This is a genomic window from Candidatus Hydrogenedentota bacterium, assembly GCA_016791475.1.
Lineage (GTDB): Bacteria > Hydrogenedentota > Hydrogenedentia > Hydrogenedentales > JAEUWI01 > JAEUWI01.
In genome coordinates this window covers 12,903-29,313 of the sequence record JAEUWI010000012.1, presented here as the reverse complement: position 1 = coordinate 29,313, position 16,411 = coordinate 12,903, and the positions used below count along the sequence as shown (strand labels likewise).

Genomic DNA, 16,411 nt, shown 5'->3' with positions numbered 1-16,411 from the left:
CGTCGTAGTCTCCGTGAATCTGTTCGGCCCGGCCCCATCGGGCGCGTTCAGCGCTTGAATCGCGTCAGCGCCATTCCATCAGCGCAATGTTCATCGCCTCTTCCACGCGGCGGCGCGGCTTGTAACAATAAATTATCCCATGTCCGGGAAGCATCATATCCGTGTCCACTTTGGCGAAGCGTATCAACGATTTCAAATAGACCTCCTTGTTGAAATCGAAGGAACCGCTCCATCCGAAGTGACCCGCAAGCAGGGTTCCGATGACGTCCCCGCTCACGCAGAGCCGACGGTTCTCGTGGTTGAAAAGGAAGGCCGTGCAGCCCATGCTGTGGCCGGGAAGATGCATCACATCGATCGTGATGCCCAGAAGCTCGATTTGCTCTCCGTCTTCAACCGTCTGGTCCACTTCGCATGGCGTGAAAGTCTTATGGTACAGATATCCGCAGCAACGCTCATCGCCCAAAGCCACCGCCTCCGCCGTGTTGGTGTGGGCAATCAGCCTCACACCGCGCTTCTTAAGCAGATGCGCCCCCGCCGCGTGATCAAAATGCGGATGGGTCAGAATGCAGTACTTGATGTCGTCCGGCGAAAGACCCCAGTAAGCCATATTCTCAAAGATCTGGTCCATGGTGTCGCCGCACCCGGAATCAAACAGGATCAGCCCACCCTCACCCTGGAGGATGTAAGTATTACCGTCACGATAAGCGGCATCCTGCCCATCGAAGGTGATTCCGTTCATATCCCCGCCGACCTGATACAAACCTCGTAATATCTGCACTAAACTAAACTCCAAACCCGACTATATCGATAGTTGAAACTCGCATCCGAAGTACGGAAACACGGGGGACGATGCCACCAACCACGGGGATTATCCCGGTTCCCTGTTTCGGCTCGAACCCTTCTTCATGACTCCCCGCCCGGACCAATCCGGCTGAATCCCGTCAGCACCAGCAATGATATCCCCAGCACGAGAAAATCAGCCAGGAACTCGCCGGCCGAAGTCAGTCGCTTGCCCAACTGGATGTTGCAACCCTCACCCTCGCCCTCGCCTTCACCTTCGCCTTCACCCTCACCCTCACCCTCACCTTCGCCCTCACCCTCACCTTCGCCCTCACCTTCTCCTTCACCTTCACCTTCTCCTTCACCTTCTCCTTCTCCTTCTCCTTCTCCTTCTCCTTCTCCTTCACCTTCACCTTCACCTTCACCTTCACCTTCACCTTCTCCTTCACCTTCTCCTTCTCCTTCACCTTCTCCTTCTCCTTCTCCTTCTCCTTCACCTTCACCTTCACCTTCACCTTCACCTTCGCCAGCGGAGGTCACGACGATAAACGCGCGCTTGGTCTCTACGTCGCCCTGACTGTCCTGATTGATCACGCTCAAGGTCACCGTATAGGTCCCCGGAATGGTGAATGTATGCAGAGGATTGGGGGTATTGCCGAAGGTCCCGTCTCCAAAATTCCAAAGCCAGGACTGAAGGGCGGCGCTTCCGCCGAAGGACTCGTCCGTAAACTGTACATCCAGCGGGGCCACGCCCGTCACGGGGGTCGCGCTGAAGGAAGCCGTTAGAGGCCCCTCACCCTCACCTTCACCCTCACCCTCACCTTCGCCTTCGCCTTCGCCTTCGCCTTCGCCTTCGCCTTCACCTTCGCCTTCGCCTTCGCCTTCGCCTTCGCCTTCACCTTCGCCTTCGCCTTCACCTTCACCTTCACCTTCACCTTCACCTTCACCTTCACCTTCACCTTCACCTTCACCTTCACCTTCACCTTCACCCTCCGCACCGCCATCAACGCAAACATCGACACCCGTGGTCTCACTGAAGAGCGCCCCCGCCGTCTGACGATATTCAACCGTACCCGCGATGTTCAGCGTGCCCGATACGCCTTCGGGAATGCCTACTTGAATGACAAAGGAGAAGGGGAACTCCGGAACATCGATCCAGACAAACTCCAGCGTCCCGGTGGCGCCCGGTTCTGGATAATCGGCCGGGATATTCGTCCCCGAGACGCCCTGAAAGGTCCAATCCACTGGAAGAACCTCGCGCAGACCAAGCGCCTGTACCGCCGGCGCGCACGCGCTGTCCAGGGTGACAATCAGGTCCACCGTGCTGCCGTCAGTCGCGCAGCCCGCCTCAACCTCGTGACCAACTGTAACGCACGGCGAAGGCGCCCCCTTCTCCGCGAAGGATGATACCGACATCAGAAGAAGGAACGCCCATATTGCGCTTCTGACCTGCATCCACGTTCTCCTTGACGTTGAATTCATTCTGAACGCTTGGGCGCACGCCCCTGCCGACCGGCCAAACGCGTCGGGAGCGCGAATCCGGCACTACAATTGTACCCGAAGCGGGTGCCGATTTCCGACCCCGAAAGTCCCCGCCCGTTCGTACAACGCAAATACCGACCAAAATCGCCTTCCATCGGTTCCACAAGGGAATCGCAATCGCGCCTAGCTCGGATTGACCATCGCCTCCGTCAGGGCGTGAATGGCCCCCGGAATATCGGGGAATTCCCAGACATTTCGCCCAACCGTCGCCCCCGCCGCACCCGTCCGCGCCACGGACTTCATCATGGCCACCGCCTCCTCCAGGGTCGTGCATTTGGGTCCGCCCGCCGCCACCACGGGCACCGGCGTTACCGACACAATGTCGGCAAACGACGCCTCGTCGCCCGTATAGGGCACCTTCACCACATCCGCCCCCTGCTCCAGTCCCATCCGGACCGCATAGAAAATATCCTCCGGGTCGTGCGTTGTAGAAGACTTTTCATCCCCGCTGCTCAGGGTGTAAATGTGCGGAATGACCGGCAAACCATACTGTTCCGACTCACGCACCACCCGTGCCAGGTGATTAATAAACTGAATTTCGCTCGGCCCCTTGAGAAACATGGCCACGGCAATCGCATCCGCGCCAAGCGCCACCACCTCCTCCACATGGGCGGAAAAGGCAAATTCACGCCACTCCGGGCGCAAGGCCATCGACTGAATAATCAGCGGGACCTTGCCCGCGTGGGGCTCCATGAACCGCATGGCGATGCCCTTGTTCATGGTGATCGCGTGCGGGCGACCGGCAACCACCTGCTCCAGGGTCTTGCCCATGGTGCGCAAGCCCTGCGGCAATCCAATGGGATAGTTGATGAGGTGATCCACGGCAACACTGAGAATGCGGCCCGAGGGATGGCTGAAAATGCGATTCAAGCGGGTACGCTTGCCGAGGCTGGACATGAGGTAACTCCTGGGGAACTGGAACGCTGGGCGGAGGGGCGGGCTGCCCCACGGACCAGCAGGCAGGGCAAGAGCCTAGCGAACCCGGCCTCCGCTATTCAAGCTACAGCCGCGAAGTTGTCGTTTTACCGTGCCGGCAGCACCGCCTGAAAAAGTACATCCGACCGACCGTCACCGCCGTTGTCTCCCAGGTCCTGGCCCACACTGTAGATCCGCACCGTGGCCCCGTCACGCTTATAGCCCAGTTGCGTCTCCGAGTAGAAATCTTCCAGGTCGAGGCCCTCCCGCGCCAGCACATCGAGGGACTCGGGAAGCGCGCCCGTCTTCTGATAATTGCGGATCAGCTCGATCCCCGCCATCGCAACGCGCGACTCCATCGGAGGGCCGGAAAAACGAAAACTGCGCCAGCCGCCCTCGGCCCTAAAGACATCAAACATCGCCTTCTGCTCCGAAACAGGCTTGCCAATCGACTCCAGATACAGCCGCTGCTCCCGGAAAACATAGGTCATTTGTCGGTCCATTACACCGAAAACCGTAAATGCGATTCGCGCGGGAGGGTCAAGCTCCTGGTGCTCTTCGTATTGCTGCAAGGTGATCGCGCAGTAGTCGATGGTGGACAGGCGCAAATCCTGCTCCCAGTTCGGCGCTTCTAACCAGCCCTGCATCTCGGCCAGCTTTTCATCGGGCAAGCTAACTCGAGCCGCCGCGCTGGCCAGCGCGCGCATCAGCCAGCCCGCTTCCCCCCCGCGCGAATAAGGTGTCGACGACCACGGGCGGGTGTAATGGGCCGCGAGAAAAGCCAGTCCATCCAGAATAGCATCCGCCGCGAGCGCGCCGTCGCCCGACTCCGCGGCGACGCACGCCTGGGCGCAGCAGAGTTCCACGAAATCTTCGGTCGTACGATACCGCTCCAGGCCGCTCGCCAGGCCAGGCTTGGCCTTGGATCGCCCTTCACGGAGCAACCTCAAGGCTTCACCGTTCAATTCCACCAACGTACGCATGGCGGCCGACGTCTCGGGGCTGTAGGGCACGGCAAAAATCTCATCGCCGTCGTGACGCGGCCTGAATGACGGAAATTTCTCGAGCACATCAATGGGTAACTGCACCATGGCGCTGGCCGCGAGCCCATACGATTCGTTCACACCCGGACGAGGAAACTGGGCCTCCCAGGTCTCGTGCTCTTCCGCCGTCATGGGAACCCCCAGCGCCTTGATCGCCGCGAGTTCGTCGAGCATCTCGGATTTCACGCGCAAGCGCCAGATGACGGCGGGTGAAAGAAGCAGGATCACAACAAAGCAGGCGATATACAGGCGGCGGCGGCGACGCGCCCAGGGCGTTGACTTTTTCTTGTGCATGGTTCCCTCGATAACCAGCGGTACCGCATTTTGAATACCCCTCCCCCAACTGCGAGGAGATTCGCGCTTACGCTACCACATTCCAGCGCAACCGTCCAGAAAATTCGGAAACCGCGTCCGCGCCTGACTGATCTATGACGCGCCGCGACGCGCCCGATCAATCGGCCCGTTGCCGACCGCGACTACTTTGCAAAGGTGATGGGCGCAAAAAACTCGGGCTTGTGAAAGCTCAATTCACCCTGAATGGGCGACCAGGACGCCCAATGGGGATGGGAATTGTTCTCCGCGCACTTGTAGAAGTTGGCCCGCCACGTCTGCCCGGACGGCGGTCCCAGTTCGCCCAAATAGGCCTCAAAAACGTCAAATGGAATGAAATACTCCACATGCCACACCACCGCCTCCGCCTGCTCGGGCTCCACCTTCTCCGGCATGCTGTGGAATATGGTCACGTCCTTCGCCAGCCGCCAGGGCACGCTGCCCGCGCGGCGGAGGGAATCCCCCTTCCAGTCCGGATTTTCCTGATAGGACAGCAGCATGGTTCCCCCGCAATTGATCTCAAAATTGAAGTAGCCCCGCTCCGGCCGGGGTTGGACAAAAAACTCCACGCAGGCGTCTTCCCAAACCTTGCCGTGGTATTTCGTCTCAACCGACCGAACGTAGCGATCTTCCACGCGAAAGTGGACGTAGATACCCAAATCATCAAACACCGCCTTCGCCTGGGTTTTCGGGCGATGATCCGAAAGGTCGGTCCGATAAAAATGGACGACGTCCAGCGCGGGCACGTTCTTCCACGCCGCCCCTTCCCAGTCTCCGTCCAGCTTCGGCTTCTCGCTTGCTCGTTCAAGCGTGTACGATGGCATTTTCGACGTATCTCCCTCGGCGACGGCCCCCTCCGACGCGACTTTTCCGGCCGCGAATACAAGGGTCGCACAGGCAATGGCGATCAGGTATCTCAAACCAGACTTCCTCCCGTTTACTCGGTTGGCGCGCCCGCCACGGAACCCAGCCCTGGGCCGGTCATGTTGAGCGCTTTGGGCGACATAGTACGCCGTCCTCCCGCCCGGCGCAACTGGCGTCCGGAGTCCGGCTGCACCGTTCAGTTTTCAGGGCGCGTCGGCGGGAGGCGCAAGCAGCACGAACCGCAACGAATCCGGGTTTGAAACCGTCGGCGCTTTTCTCTCCCCCGGGCCCGGTGACGCAGGCGCGGGCATGCCGACATCCGCGACACCGTTGCTCAGTTCCGCCGCCCCCCCATCAACCGTGTACGTGATGCTCCGCCCCGTTGAAGGAAGCAGGCGCTCCGCCCCGGGCAACGCCGGCTCCAACGCTTCCAGGGACTCCGGGTAGCGGCCCTGGGTCAGGTAATAGCGGCGCACCGCCATCGCCGACCGGGCCAATGCGGCCTGGTCCAACGATTTCCGGTAGTAACTCCAATAACCGGGAGGCCTGGACACATTTACGGTCAGGAACAGCATGGCGCGTTTCGATAGATTCTTCATCTCCGCATCAAAACGCCGCTCGATGGTCGGGCGATCGGCAACCGGCGCGTTGGTCCAATCCAGAATTTCGCCCATCAATCGTGTGTGCGCGCCAATGTTCAAGTCACCCACGCCCGTGGCAATCAGGATATTGCGCGGCATTCCCCTGCGCCGCCCTTCCCGAACGCGCCCGAGAAACAGGCACTGCTCCACAACCACCATATGGCGGACTTGATCAAGACGGCGTCCCGCCTCGAAGTGCGTCTCGACCGACTGAAGAACGGATTCTGCGACTTCGGTTCGGCTCAGGCAATACTGAAGCGCCTCCAGAAATTGCTCTTCGAAAGCCCACTGTCGGGCCAATGTGCTGTACAGGCCATCCTGCTCCGGTGAACGCGCAAGGGCCAGCGCATGCGCCAGCGCCTCGGAAGTGGCCCCGCCATCGTCGCTATCCGCGAAAAGCACCGCGGCCGCGCAGGTCAGATCGGCGAGCACCTCAAGTCGATCCAATACGGAGAGGTCGTTGTAGCCAGCGGGCTGGTAGGGCGTGACGTAGCGACTCTGCTTGCGTCCGGCGGCAGCCTTTACCTTTTCCAGCGTGACCGCGTTTACACCAAGCCATTCCAGCGTCGATTCCCGAACCACCGGATCCAGGGCTTCACCCGGAACGGGCCTGCTTTTTCCCATCCACAGAAGGGAATCCACTTTGTCCGGGGGCAAATCCCGATAGGTTTTCAGGGCCTCCCTGTAGAGTTCTGCCCCATTCTCGCCTTCGGCCGGAACTGGAAAACGCTCATTGAGCTGCGCCATCGTGAGGGGTTGCCCGGCGGCTTCCCGCGCTGCCAGCAACATTCGGGCTTCCCGACTCACACCGATCCGCCAGATCAGGGCCGGAAGCAGGACGGCCGCCACGACAAGCAAGATCACAATCAACCTGCGGCGTTTCCTCGCCCAGGGGCTTCGCGTCTTTTTCCGGCGACCAGCCTCGTCGCGACACTCCTCGGCGACCATCACACCGCCTTGTACTGCAAGACCGGATTGGCCGCGTTTTCTATCGTCTCATGATTCTCCACCTGCAACAGCCCCCGCTCGTAGAGATACTCCACATGGGCGCCCGTCTCCAGGATTGCCAGAAGCACGTGATAAGACTTCCGCGGTCCGAATAACTCACGAGACACCTCCTCCAGATTCCTCGGTTGACGACAAATCGCCAGCGTCTTCTCCAGGCGCTGCTCGTGAAAGGCGAGTGTCTCGTCGATACGCTGCCCCACATCGCCAATGTCCCCCAGATGCCCGCCCAGACCCAGCCGGATTCCGTCGAGGTGCCGGATCTTCTTCAACGCGTCAAAATAGTGACCCAGGCCCATGTTACGCGTGATAAACTCGGGAGACTGGTGCGGCGTAATGCGCTCCAACACATGGTCCGCCGTAAAGAGCACATCGTCCAGCATCAGGCAGACCTGCCCCGGGCAGTGGCCGGGCGTATGCCAGGCATGAAAGGAACTATCGGGCACAGGTCCTTCCTCCAGCACCGTGTCCACGCCGACCGGGTTGAACAGCCCTTTCGACCAGCGATTCATCTCCAGCATCGATTCCACCCGCGCGGGGGTCATCCCGGATCGTTCAAGATACACCTGCAGATCTTTGGCGGCCACGACGCGGCGCTCCTCGAAATTCCGAATCGTAGACACGTCGAGCGCGTGAATCGCCACCTGCGCACCGGAACGCTCCAACACGTAGTTCGCGCCGCCGAAATGATCAATGTGGCCATGGGTGATGATCAGGCGCTCCACATCCGACAACGTCGCGTGCAGGCCGTATTCCTGCCGCGCACGCTCGAAGCAACGCTCCAGCTCGGGATTCGCCTCGCCGATCCCCGAAGAGCAGTCGATCAGCGTCAGCGCTGTATCAAGCACCAGATAACAGTTGGTCACGTGGTTCTCAAAAGCCCAGACGGGGAAACGGTACACCTCGATACCGCTCGAGGTCCTATACTTCGAAATGACTTCAGAACGCATTGATTGATTATCCAGGGACTACTGGACACCTTCCTGTTTGCTGCCCGGTATTATCGTCCGAAGTGCCTCCATCATGGCGGGCCCGGTCTGGGGGCCAACGGACATTCCGGTGAGGTAGTCAGCGTACGGATAGCCGGGTTCTGTGAAGTAATCGGGCTTCAAAATGTAGCCGAGGGCGTCCAGCGTGAGACCGAGGACAAAACTGGTCCCCGTACCCATGAGCGCGCGGGTCTGAAGGGAGTAGGCCGGAGAGGTTTCTCCCGGATGCGTCGCAAATTGAACCGGCCCCACGCGGAACCAGGCAACTTCAGTCTCGACTTTCCCCGTGGCCGGCAAATCGATCACCCCCGCCGCGGCAAGCGCAAGAAAGCCCTCATTCTCCAGCGGAAGCTCAATCACTTTTCGGGCAAATGCTATTTCCCCGTGTTCAAGCTCCGTCGCGCCTTCCAGAACCTTCAGCGCACATCCCGCCACCGACGCGCCATAGTGGTCGGCCAGCGCGAAGCTGCGTCCGGACTTGTTGGGCTGTACCCAGCCGCCGATGGCGCCCTGAAGAAACAGATGCTCTCCCCCCATCGCCTCTCCCATCACACGACGAAACCCCGCCACATAGTCCGAGGACACCTGATCCGTGACCCCATCCATGACGGTGGGGTGACACGCAAAATTGGTGAGTGTCAGAATCGATGCGCCGCGCCCATCCAAGAACTGGAGCACCGAGATGGTCGGATCCAGCAGACCAGGCTCACAGATATTCTCCACCCAGTCCAGCGGACTACGCAACGCGCCATAGCGGGCGCTGGCCGGCTGAAGCCCGGCACATGCTCCGGCGACTTGTTCCGCCGCCGTTTGGACCAGTCGTTCCATATACGCGGGATCTTTGCCGCTGGTGGCCTCGTCGGGCCCCCAGATACCCACCACATCCGGTCCGCAGTGGGTGTGGGTCGACGCCACGATAATGTGCTCCGGCGGCAGCGAACTTCGCCCGGCCAGGTCGGCCCCCCGCTGACGAATGTACTGAATTTCCCGACGTACCAATCCGATGCAGTCCACCACGACGATGGCGATATCCTGCTTCCCATCGCTGATGACGGCGGCCTTTACAAACAGGTCGTCATGGGTGCCAACAAACTTGCGATTGCGCGCATCACCGGCGATATAGGAGCCGGGTTCTGGCGACACCGTCGCGGAGGCCACGCCCGCGTACAATGCGTAACTTTCGGCCGTAGCGCCCAATGCACCCGCGAGAATGGCCACGGTGGGCAATGCATGCCCCAGGATGTGTCTCATGCTATGGATTCCTCTCAGATTGTTTCGACATTCCCCCAGCCCGCTCTCCTTGCGCGGGAATCGCCTGGTCCACGCCGGAACGAGTTAAGAGGCGCGTAATCAGCGCGGTCCAGCCCGTCTGATGGCTCGCACCAAGCCCTTTGCCCGTTTCGCCATGAAAATACTCGTAGAACAATACCAGATCGCGCCAATGCGGATCGCTCGCGTAGCGCCCATCTTCCCCATGCACAGGACGCGCGCCCGACTCGTCGAGTGTAAACAGTCCAGACAGGCGACGCGCGATCTCCTGTGCCGCCTGCTTTAAGTTCATTTTGTTCCCGGAGCCCGTGGGGCACTCCACCAGCAGCGTGTCGCCGTAGAAATAGTGGTAGCGCTCCAGCGCTTCGATAATCAGGTAATTCAGCGGAAACCAGATGGGCCCCCGCCAGTTGGAGTTACCGCCAAACATGCCCGTGTCCGACTCGCCCGGCACATAGGAAACGCTCCACATGTTGCCCGTCGCGGCGTCCTTGTAGGTGAAGGGCTGCCGCTCGTGAACCTTCGAAAGCGAACGAATCCCATAGGGAGACAGAAACTCCTCTTCATCCAGCAGATAGGCCAGCACCCGTTCGAGCCGTGCCCGCGTGGGAATGGCCAACAGCTCCCACCGCGACCCGTCCGGCTTCGTGCGCCGTTCGAGATAGGTCGTCGTGCGCCGAAGATCCCGGCGGTGGGCCAGAAACCAGTCCAGACGCTTGCGGAATCCGGGAAGCTTCTCCAGCACCTCCTCCTTCAGCACCTCCACCGTCAACAGCGGAATAAGGCCCACAAGCGAGCGCACCCGGATCGGGGTCGCCTTGCCCTGCGCATAAATCTGGTCGTAGTAAAATCCATCTTCCTCATGCCACAAACCGTATTCGCCAAGGTGGTTCATGGCGTCCGCAATATGCACAAAATGCTCGAAAAACTTCGAGGCGATGTCCTCGTAAGCTGGATTCTTCTGCGCCAGTTCGAGTGAAATCGCCAGCATGGTGGTGCAGTAAAAAGCCATCCACGCCGTGCCGTCCGCCTGCTCCAGCTCGCCGCCCATCGGCAGCGGTTTGGATCGGTCGAATACCCCGATGTTGTCCAGGCCAAGGAAGCCCCCGGCAAACAGATTGTTGCCATGGGGATCCTTGCGGTTGACCCACCAGGTGAAGTTCATCAACAGCTTGTGAAACACCCGCTCCAGAAAAGCCCGGTCCCGCTTGCCCCGCGGACCGGTCATCTTGAAAACGCGCCAGCAGGCCCAGGCGTGCACCGGCGGGTTCACATCGCTGAAATTGAACTCGTAGGCCGAAATCTGCCCATTCGGATGGAGATACCACTCGCGAAGCAACAGCTCCAATTGCGACTTCGCAAAATCCGGATCCAGCTCCGCAAAGGGTATCATATGAAAGGCCGTATCCCATGCCGCAAACCAGGGATACTCCCACTTGTCCGGCATCGAGAGTATGTCCCGTGCATGAAAATGCTTCCAGTCGTGGTTGCGGCCGCTCTTGCGCGCCTCCGGCGGCTTGGCAAACTTGGAATCGCCTTTGAGCCACGTGCTCACCACATAATGATAGAACTGCTTCGACCACAACAATCCCGCGCGGGCCTGCTTCAATATCCGCACCATCTCTTCCGTCGCATCGACAGGCGTTATCGCCGCGTGAAACGTTTCCGACTCCCGCCGGCGCGCCGCGATGATCGACTCGAAATGCTCCCCAAAAAGCGCCTCCGGGCGCTGAACATCCTCGTGCAGGCGCAATCGGATTTCCCAGCTCCCCTGCGCCGGGATCGTACGCTGGAGCCAGGCGGCCGCTTTGGTGCCCTCCTCCTCCCTGTTGACGGCCCCCTTCTTGCCCCGCACCACATATTCGTGAAAGGCGTCCTTGTAGTGGCCGCCATCGTCCACCCCGCCCAGGTGAAGCACCCGGTTTGTATCATTCTCCGTGAAGATCACCTGCGGAAGGCCATCACGCGGATCGACTTCGAGAAAATACTTCCCCAGGGTCTCGTGCTCGATTCCGATTGCCGACGCGTCGTGAAGCCACAGCCAGGGCTTCTGACGCCCGCTCTCGTGAAAAGCGCCCCAGCCCCACGTATTGCGAAACCAGACCGTGGGAAGCACATGCAGCGTGGCCGCGCGCGTACTCCGATTCTCCGCCGTGATTCGGATCAGGATGTCGTTGTCGTCCGCCTTCGCGTACTCCACATATACATCGAAATAGTTGTTACCCTCGAAAATCCCCGTATCCGTCAGTTCGTACTCCGGCTGCACCCGGCTGCGCGCCGCGTTTTCCCGAACAAGCTGCTCGTAGGGAAAGGGGTTGTGGGGGTATTTGTATAACGCCCGCATGTACGAGTGCGACGGAGTCGAGTCGAGAAAATAGTAACACTCCTTCACATCCTCCCCGTGATTCCCCTCGCCGTTGGAAAGACCGAAAAGCCGTTCCTTCAAAATGCGGTCCCGACCATTCCACAGCGCGATGGAAAAACACAGCCGGCACTGGCGATCACAGATGCCCAACAGGCCGTCCTCCCCCCACCGATAGGCCCGACTCCGCGCATGCTCGTGCACAAAGTTCGACCACACTTCACCGTCGGCCGAGTAATCTTCGCGCACCGTACCCCACTGGCGATCGGCGAGGTAGGGTCCCCACCGCTTCCAGTTGCGCTCCCGGCGGGCATCTTCCCGCAAACGTACATGTTCTTCCGTCTGGCCGTTTTGCATTCCCGCTGACCTGCTTTCCGTAATGCACCGCACCGGCCCGACACCTGGCGCAACGTGCTGCCTGCCCCTATGGTATCATTCTCCCCGGAGCAGCGAGCAAACTCACAGGACCATGACGGAAAGGAACACCCCCATGAAGCTGGATTACATCTTCGAATCGGCGCTGTATGTCACCGACCTGGCGGCGGCGGAGAAGTTCTACGAAAGCCTGCTCAATGCGCCGGCCTTCGCCGCGGGGGAAAATCGCCACATCTTCTTCAAGTTGAGGCACGGAATGCTGCTGCTCTTTGACCCGCGCGGCACCGATAGTCCCGACGCCGATTTGCCGCCCCATGGAGCCGTCGGGCGGGGACACCTCGCCTTTCGCGTGGCCGAAGACGACTTGGACCAATGGCGCGCCCGCCTCGCCGATCTGAACATCCCCATCGAAAAGGAATGGACCTGGCCAAACGGTGCGCCCTCCGTATACTTCCGCGACCCCTCGGGCAATCTGCTCGAACTCACGGTAGGCAAGTTATGGGGCTTCCAGGACGGCGAATAATCAGACGACCACCATGTCATCGCCCCGCGCGCCCTCGCGCGAGTCGCCGAGGGACTCGTGAAGGTACCTCAGGTCGTGGCGGAGCGCGTCCCGAACCAGAAAATAATCGGAACTGTGGACAATGAGATTGGCCCCCGCACGAGCCCAGGCCACGGCGTCTTCGATGCCGAAGGAGTAGTGAAAGCCCACCCCCACGCCCCGGGAGCGGCCCTTGTCGATAATCGTCGTGATCGCCTTCGTAAAGGTCGGATGCTGGTACTGCTCCGGGATCCCAAGGCTGATCGAAAGATCGTGGGGGCCGATGAGCAGCGCGTCAATACCGGGAACATCCAGAATTTCATCCAGCCGCTCGATGGCCGGCGTGCTTTCGATGTTCACCACCATCAACTTATCCGAAGCGTAACCGCCCAGGTAATTCTCCAGCGTTTCGTCCAGTGCCTCCGCCCCACACAACACCCTCTCCAGGCGTTCACCCTTCAGGGGACGATATTTCACCGCGCCGCGCAGGGCCTGAATATCGCTGATTCTCTCCAGGTACGGCGCCACCACGCCCACGGCCCCGCCGTCAAGCACTTTGCAGGCTTCGTAGGGATCCGGCGCCGGTATGCGGACGATGGGGGGAAGCCCCTTCGCGGCGTAGGCCTGGCACATCCAGGAAACCTGCGCGCGATCCAGCGGAATGTGCTCCGTGTCGATAAACACAAAGTCCAGCCCCGTACCCGCAAGCATCGCGGGCCAGAGGGGCGACGGCGACAACACACAGGTCCCATAGACCCGGCGGCCCGCGCGCAGGGCCGATTTCAGCGCAACTCCATCCATGATCTTTTAATTCTTTCTCCGCGCTATGCTACTATTTACAAACAGGAAAACCCCAATACGGTTTCGTTTGTCTGCATCGACTAGGACAATCAAATGGCCGCAAGCCGCAGCCGGGGTGTCGCCAGTACCATAGCGGATGGAGAGCGAAGTTGTCGAATTCTGGAGTACCTTCCCTGGAAATGGCCCAAGAGGCCCCGCTTACACCCGCACTGCGCCGGAGGCTGCTGACAACCCTCGCCGTCGCATTCTCCCTTGAGTTGACCTCCCGATTCCTTCTCGGACTCGCCGCCGACCCTTCGCTGCTGGCCGAAGCACTCTCCATCACCGCCGTGCTCATGGCCTGTGCCGCCATCGCCACTCTCGTCGCCGGAACCCGCGGCAGCAGGGCCGTCCGCGGCTGGATGCTCCTCGCCGGCGGCGCACTCGTCGCTTCCATCATCCTGCGCATCGTTGCGGAAATTCCCGCACTCAATACCCACCCACTCCTCGGCGCACAGGGCACATTTCGCGATTTCATCATGAGCATGACCGACCTTGCCGGGATCGCCGCCTGGGTCTTTGGATTCTTCTGGATGGTCTTCGAGCTCGACACCACCCGAGAGACCCTCAACCTCCAACACCGACAGCTCCTCAAGGAAATTGACGACCGCAATCGCGCCGAAGCCGTGCTCAGAGAGAGCGAAGGGCGCTTCCGGGCCGTCTTCGAAAATGTCCCCGTGAGCATCCTCGTCATGTCCGCCCAGGGGCGCCTCATCGAGTGCAATCAGGCCCTGGCCGCCGAACTCGGCTACTCTGTCCGCCAGCTTCATGATACCGGCCTCGAAAGCCTCGTCCACGATGACGACAGGACCGACTTCCGGATCGCGCTGGAGAAATTGCAGGCCTCCGACGCCGCGCGACTCGCCTTCGAGGCGCGGCTCTTGTGCCGCGACGAGTCCGTTATACAGTTCAATATCGTCGCCACGCCAGTCCCCACCGAGCACCGACACGCCGCCATTCTCGTTGCCGTCCTCGAAAACGTTTCGGAACGCCGCCGCCGCGAGCAACAGATCCAGCGCCGACAGAAAATGGAAAGCCTCGAGATTCTTGCCGGCGGTGTGGCTCACGACTTCAACAATCTCCTCGTCGGCGTCATGGCCAATGCCGATCACCTCTCACGCTGCATCGGCGCCGACAGCAATCACCAGCAGACCTGCCTCGAAATCCTGGAAAGCGCCCAGCGAGCCGCCGACCTTTGCCACCAGCTCCTCGCCTACGCGGGAAAAGCCCCGAGGGAAGAGCAAATCGTCAATCTGGACGAACTCGTGGCGGGCACCCAGCAGCTCCTCCGCATGACCCTGGCGCCCAAAGCGACCCTGGTCCTCCGCGGAAATCCCGGCATACCCGCCATCAGTGCCGACCCGGCTCACCTCCGCCAGGTGCTCTTGAGCCTCGTTGCAAACGCGTCGGACGCGCTCGTCGGCGCGCCGGGCACCGTCACCATCGCCACAGGGACCGAGTTGCTCACGGAAACCGACTTTTCGAGGCTGCTTCACCAGCACGCGCCCGAACCTGGGCCTCACGTGTATCTCGAAGTCGCCGACACCGGGTCCGGCCTCCATGAGGACGCCATCACGCGAATTTTCGACCCCTTCTACACGACCAAGCACCACGCGTCCGGACTCGGCCTCGCCGCGGTGCTCGGCATCGTATATGCCCACCAGGGTCTCGTCTCCCTCAAGAGCACCCTCGGCGAAGGAGCCACCTTCCGGCTCTATTTCAAACCCGCGCCACAACCCGAGGCGCCGGTCGAAATTTCAAAGGCGGAGCCGGAGCGCCCCGAGGGTGTCGCCCCGGGTATGCGCGTCCTCGTTGTGGACGACGAGGAACTCGTGCGCAACGCGGCCCGCCGGATTCTGGAGCACAGCGGATACGACGTCATTACCGCCGTGGACGGCCAGGATGGCGTGGAGCTGTTTGAGACCCACCACCCGTCCCTCTGCGCCGTCCTCCTCGACCTGACCATGCCCCGAATGAATGGCGAAACGGCCTGCATACGCATGCGGGAGATCAACCCGACCATTCCCATCATCCTCAGCAGTGGCTACAGCGAAAGCGAAAGCTCCTCGCCCGCCATTTTCAAGGAAGTGGCCGCCTACATCCGCAAACCATACCGACTCAAGCAACTCCTCGATATCCTGCGGGAAGTCACCGCCGGGTAAGTTCGACGGCGAACAAGGTCAGGGCAGATCCGCAAGTCGGCAGATGCGCGCGTAAAACGCATCTTTCGGCTCCTTCACCAGCATCGATCCCAGATGCTCGCACAAGTCCGGATCGGCGGCGTCGCCATAGGTGATCGCGGCCGCCATGTACGCAACCAGATAGGGAACCGCCTCGGGATACCCCTGATAACGCGGATGAATATAGAGGCAGCAATGGCGCTCCGCACCCTCCCCGTGGAGCACCGGCTCCGCAAACTGGTGCGGCTCCAGTTCATCCCCGTCAAAGTGAATCGAGGTCACATAGCGCAGGCACTGCTTGTCTCGAAGGAACTGTTCCAGATTGGTCAGCCGGAGTGGCCCCCCCAGCCGGTCAATGACGCGTTCCGCCGTCGCATCCGCATGGGCCCACAACAATTTGGTCACCTCGTGGGGCGGAGGTGTTTCGTCTCTCTCGTGGCTCATCGCTCTGCCCTGCCCGAACAGCCATCGGGCTCGTTTGAATCTGAACCGCGGGGCCTTCTCCGTGAAGGTCTCTCTATACTTTGTCTAACACGGAAGCCCCCCGCCTGTCAATACGTACCATCTGGCGGAACTGCCACCGGGACCTGATTTCTCCGTGCGTATATGCTGGAGCGTGACACGAGACCCGCCTGGCTTCGATGGAAACACAAATACATTCACCACGAAGACAATAAGAACACGAAGAGACAGGAGTCTGTCGCGTCGCAGGGGGCTTCGGCGGTCGTTCAGTCG

General features: G+C 60.6%; 13 protein-coding genes. 2 read left to right on the top strand and 11 right to left on the bottom strand.

The features are described 5' to 3' along the window. Nucleotides 1–64: 64 nt before the first annotated feature. From JNK74_08380 to JNK74_08340, 9 genes are all read right to left on the bottom strand, one after another. Nucleotides 65–778, bottom strand: a complete 714-nt coding sequence (locus JNK74_08380) for an MBL fold metallo-hydrolase (protein ID MBL7646190.1) — start codon at nucleotides 776–778, stop codon at nucleotides 65–67. A gap of 125 nt (nucleotides 779–903) precedes the next feature. After that, on the bottom strand, nucleotides 904–2,196 hold the full coding sequence (locus JNK74_08375) for a PKD domain-containing protein (protein MBL7646189.1): 1,293 nt from the start codon (nucleotides 2,194–2,196) through the stop codon (nucleotides 904–906). Between the two features lie 249 nt (nucleotides 2,197–2,445). After that, nucleotides 2,446–3,219, bottom strand: a complete 774-nt coding sequence (locus JNK74_08370; GenBank protein ID MBL7646188.1) for an aldolase — start codon at nucleotides 3,217–3,219, stop codon at nucleotides 2,446–2,448. A gap of 125 nt (nucleotides 3,220–3,344) precedes the next feature. After that, nucleotides 3,345–4,574 carry a hypothetical protein gene (locus JNK74_08365; GenBank protein ID MBL7646187.1) on the bottom strand — a complete coding sequence of 410 codons (1,230 nt, stop codon included), beginning with the start codon at nucleotides 4,572–4,574 and terminating at the stop codon, nucleotides 3,345–3,347. A gap of 182 nt (nucleotides 4,575–4,756) precedes the next feature. Then, nucleotides 4,757–5,530: a carbohydrate-binding family 9-like protein gene (locus JNK74_08360; protein MBL7646186.1), complete on the bottom strand. Its 774-nt coding sequence runs from the start codon at nucleotides 5,528–5,530 to the stop codon at nucleotides 4,757–4,759. Nucleotides 5,531–5,677: 147 nt separating this feature from the next. Further along, a complete protein-coding gene (locus JNK74_08355; GenBank protein MBL7646185.1) occupies nucleotides 5,678–6,985 on the bottom strand; it encodes a hypothetical protein in 1,308 nt (435 codons plus the stop codon). A gap of 77 nt (nucleotides 6,986–7,062) precedes the next feature. Next, nucleotides 7,063–8,070, bottom strand: a complete 1,008-nt coding sequence (locus tag JNK74_08350) for an MBL fold metallo-hydrolase (protein MBL7646184.1) — start codon at nucleotides 8,068–8,070, stop codon at nucleotides 7,063–7,065. Nucleotides 8,071–8,088: 18 nt separating this feature from the next. After that, nucleotides 8,089–9,360, bottom strand: coding sequence for an alkaline ceramidase (locus tag JNK74_08345; protein MBL7646183.1), 1,272 nt, complete (start codon nucleotides 9,358–9,360; stop codon nucleotides 8,089–8,091). A 1-nt stretch (nucleotide 9,361) separates the two neighbouring features. After that, nucleotides 9,362–12,097, bottom strand: a complete 2,736-nt coding sequence (locus JNK74_08340; protein MBL7646182.1) for a glucosidase — start codon at nucleotides 12,095–12,097, stop codon at nucleotides 9,362–9,364. A 133-nt stretch (nucleotides 12,098–12,230) separates the two neighbouring features. On the opposite strand from JNK74_08340, the gene JNK74_08335 reads away from it, so the two are divergent. Further along, nucleotides 12,231–12,638, top strand: coding sequence for a VOC family protein (locus tag JNK74_08335; GenBank protein ID MBL7646181.1), 408 nt, complete (start codon nucleotides 12,231–12,233; stop codon nucleotides 12,636–12,638). Here JNK74_08335 and JNK74_08330 read toward each other — a convergent pair whose 3' ends face one another. Continuing rightward, nucleotides 12,639–13,457 (bottom strand): aldolase, encoded by an 819-nt coding sequence (locus JNK74_08330; GenBank protein MBL7646180.1) that lies wholly within the window; start codon nucleotides 13,455–13,457, stop codon nucleotides 12,639–12,641. It lies immediately after the preceding gene. A gap of 179 nt (nucleotides 13,458–13,636) precedes the next feature. Here JNK74_08330 and JNK74_08325 point away from each other — a divergent pair, with 179 nt between their 5' ends. After that, on the top strand, nucleotides 13,637–15,658 hold the full coding sequence (locus JNK74_08325) for a response regulator (GenBank protein ID MBL7646179.1): 2,022 nt from the start codon (nucleotides 13,637–13,639) through the stop codon (nucleotides 15,656–15,658). 18 nt (nucleotides 15,659–15,676) lie between these two features. Here JNK74_08325 and JNK74_08320 read toward each other — a convergent pair whose 3' ends face one another. Continuing rightward, nucleotides 15,677–16,120, bottom strand: a complete 444-nt coding sequence (locus tag JNK74_08320) for a hypothetical protein (GenBank protein ID MBL7646178.1) — start codon at nucleotides 16,118–16,120, stop codon at nucleotides 15,677–15,679. Nucleotides 16,121–16,411 lie beyond the last annotated feature (291 nt).

Bases quoted from the DNA above. Each gene is read 5' to 3' on its own strand.
- JNK74_08375 (MBL7646189.1), bottom strand. From the start codon at position 2,196: ATGTCGGTATCATCCTTCGCGGAGAAGGGGGCGCCTTCGCCGTGCGTT.
- JNK74_08370 (MBL7646188.1), bottom strand. From the start codon at position 3,219: ATGTCCAGCCTCGGCAAGCGTACCCGCTTGAATCGCATTTTCAGCCAT.
- JNK74_08365 (MBL7646187.1), bottom strand. From the start codon at position 4,574: ATGCACAAGAAAAAGTCAACGCCCTGGGCGCGTCGCCGCCGCCGCCTG.
- JNK74_08350 (MBL7646184.1), bottom strand. From the start codon at position 8,070: ATGCGTTCTGAAGTCATTTCGAAGTATAGGACCTCGAGCGGTATCGAG.
- JNK74_08345 (MBL7646183.1), bottom strand. From the start codon at position 9,360: ATGAGACACATCCTGGGGCATGCATTGCCCACCGTGGCCATTCTCGCG.
- JNK74_08340 (MBL7646182.1), bottom strand. From the start codon at position 12,097: ATGCAAAACGGCCAGACGGAAGAACATGTACGTTTGCGGGAAGATGCC.
- JNK74_08335 (MBL7646181.1), top strand. From the start codon at position 12,231: ATGAAGCTGGATTACATCTTCGAATCGGCGCTGTATGTCACCGACCTG.
- JNK74_08330 (MBL7646180.1), bottom strand. From the start codon at position 13,457: ATGGATGGAGTTGCGCTGAAATCGGCCCTGCGCGCGGGCCGCCGGGTC.
- JNK74_08325 (MBL7646179.1), top strand. From the start codon at position 13,637: ATGGCCCAAGAGGCCCCGCTTACACCCGCACTGCGCCGGAGGCTGCTG.
- JNK74_08320 (MBL7646178.1), bottom strand. From the start codon at position 16,120: ATGAGCCACGAGAGAGACGAAACACCTCCGCCCCACGAGGTGACCAAA.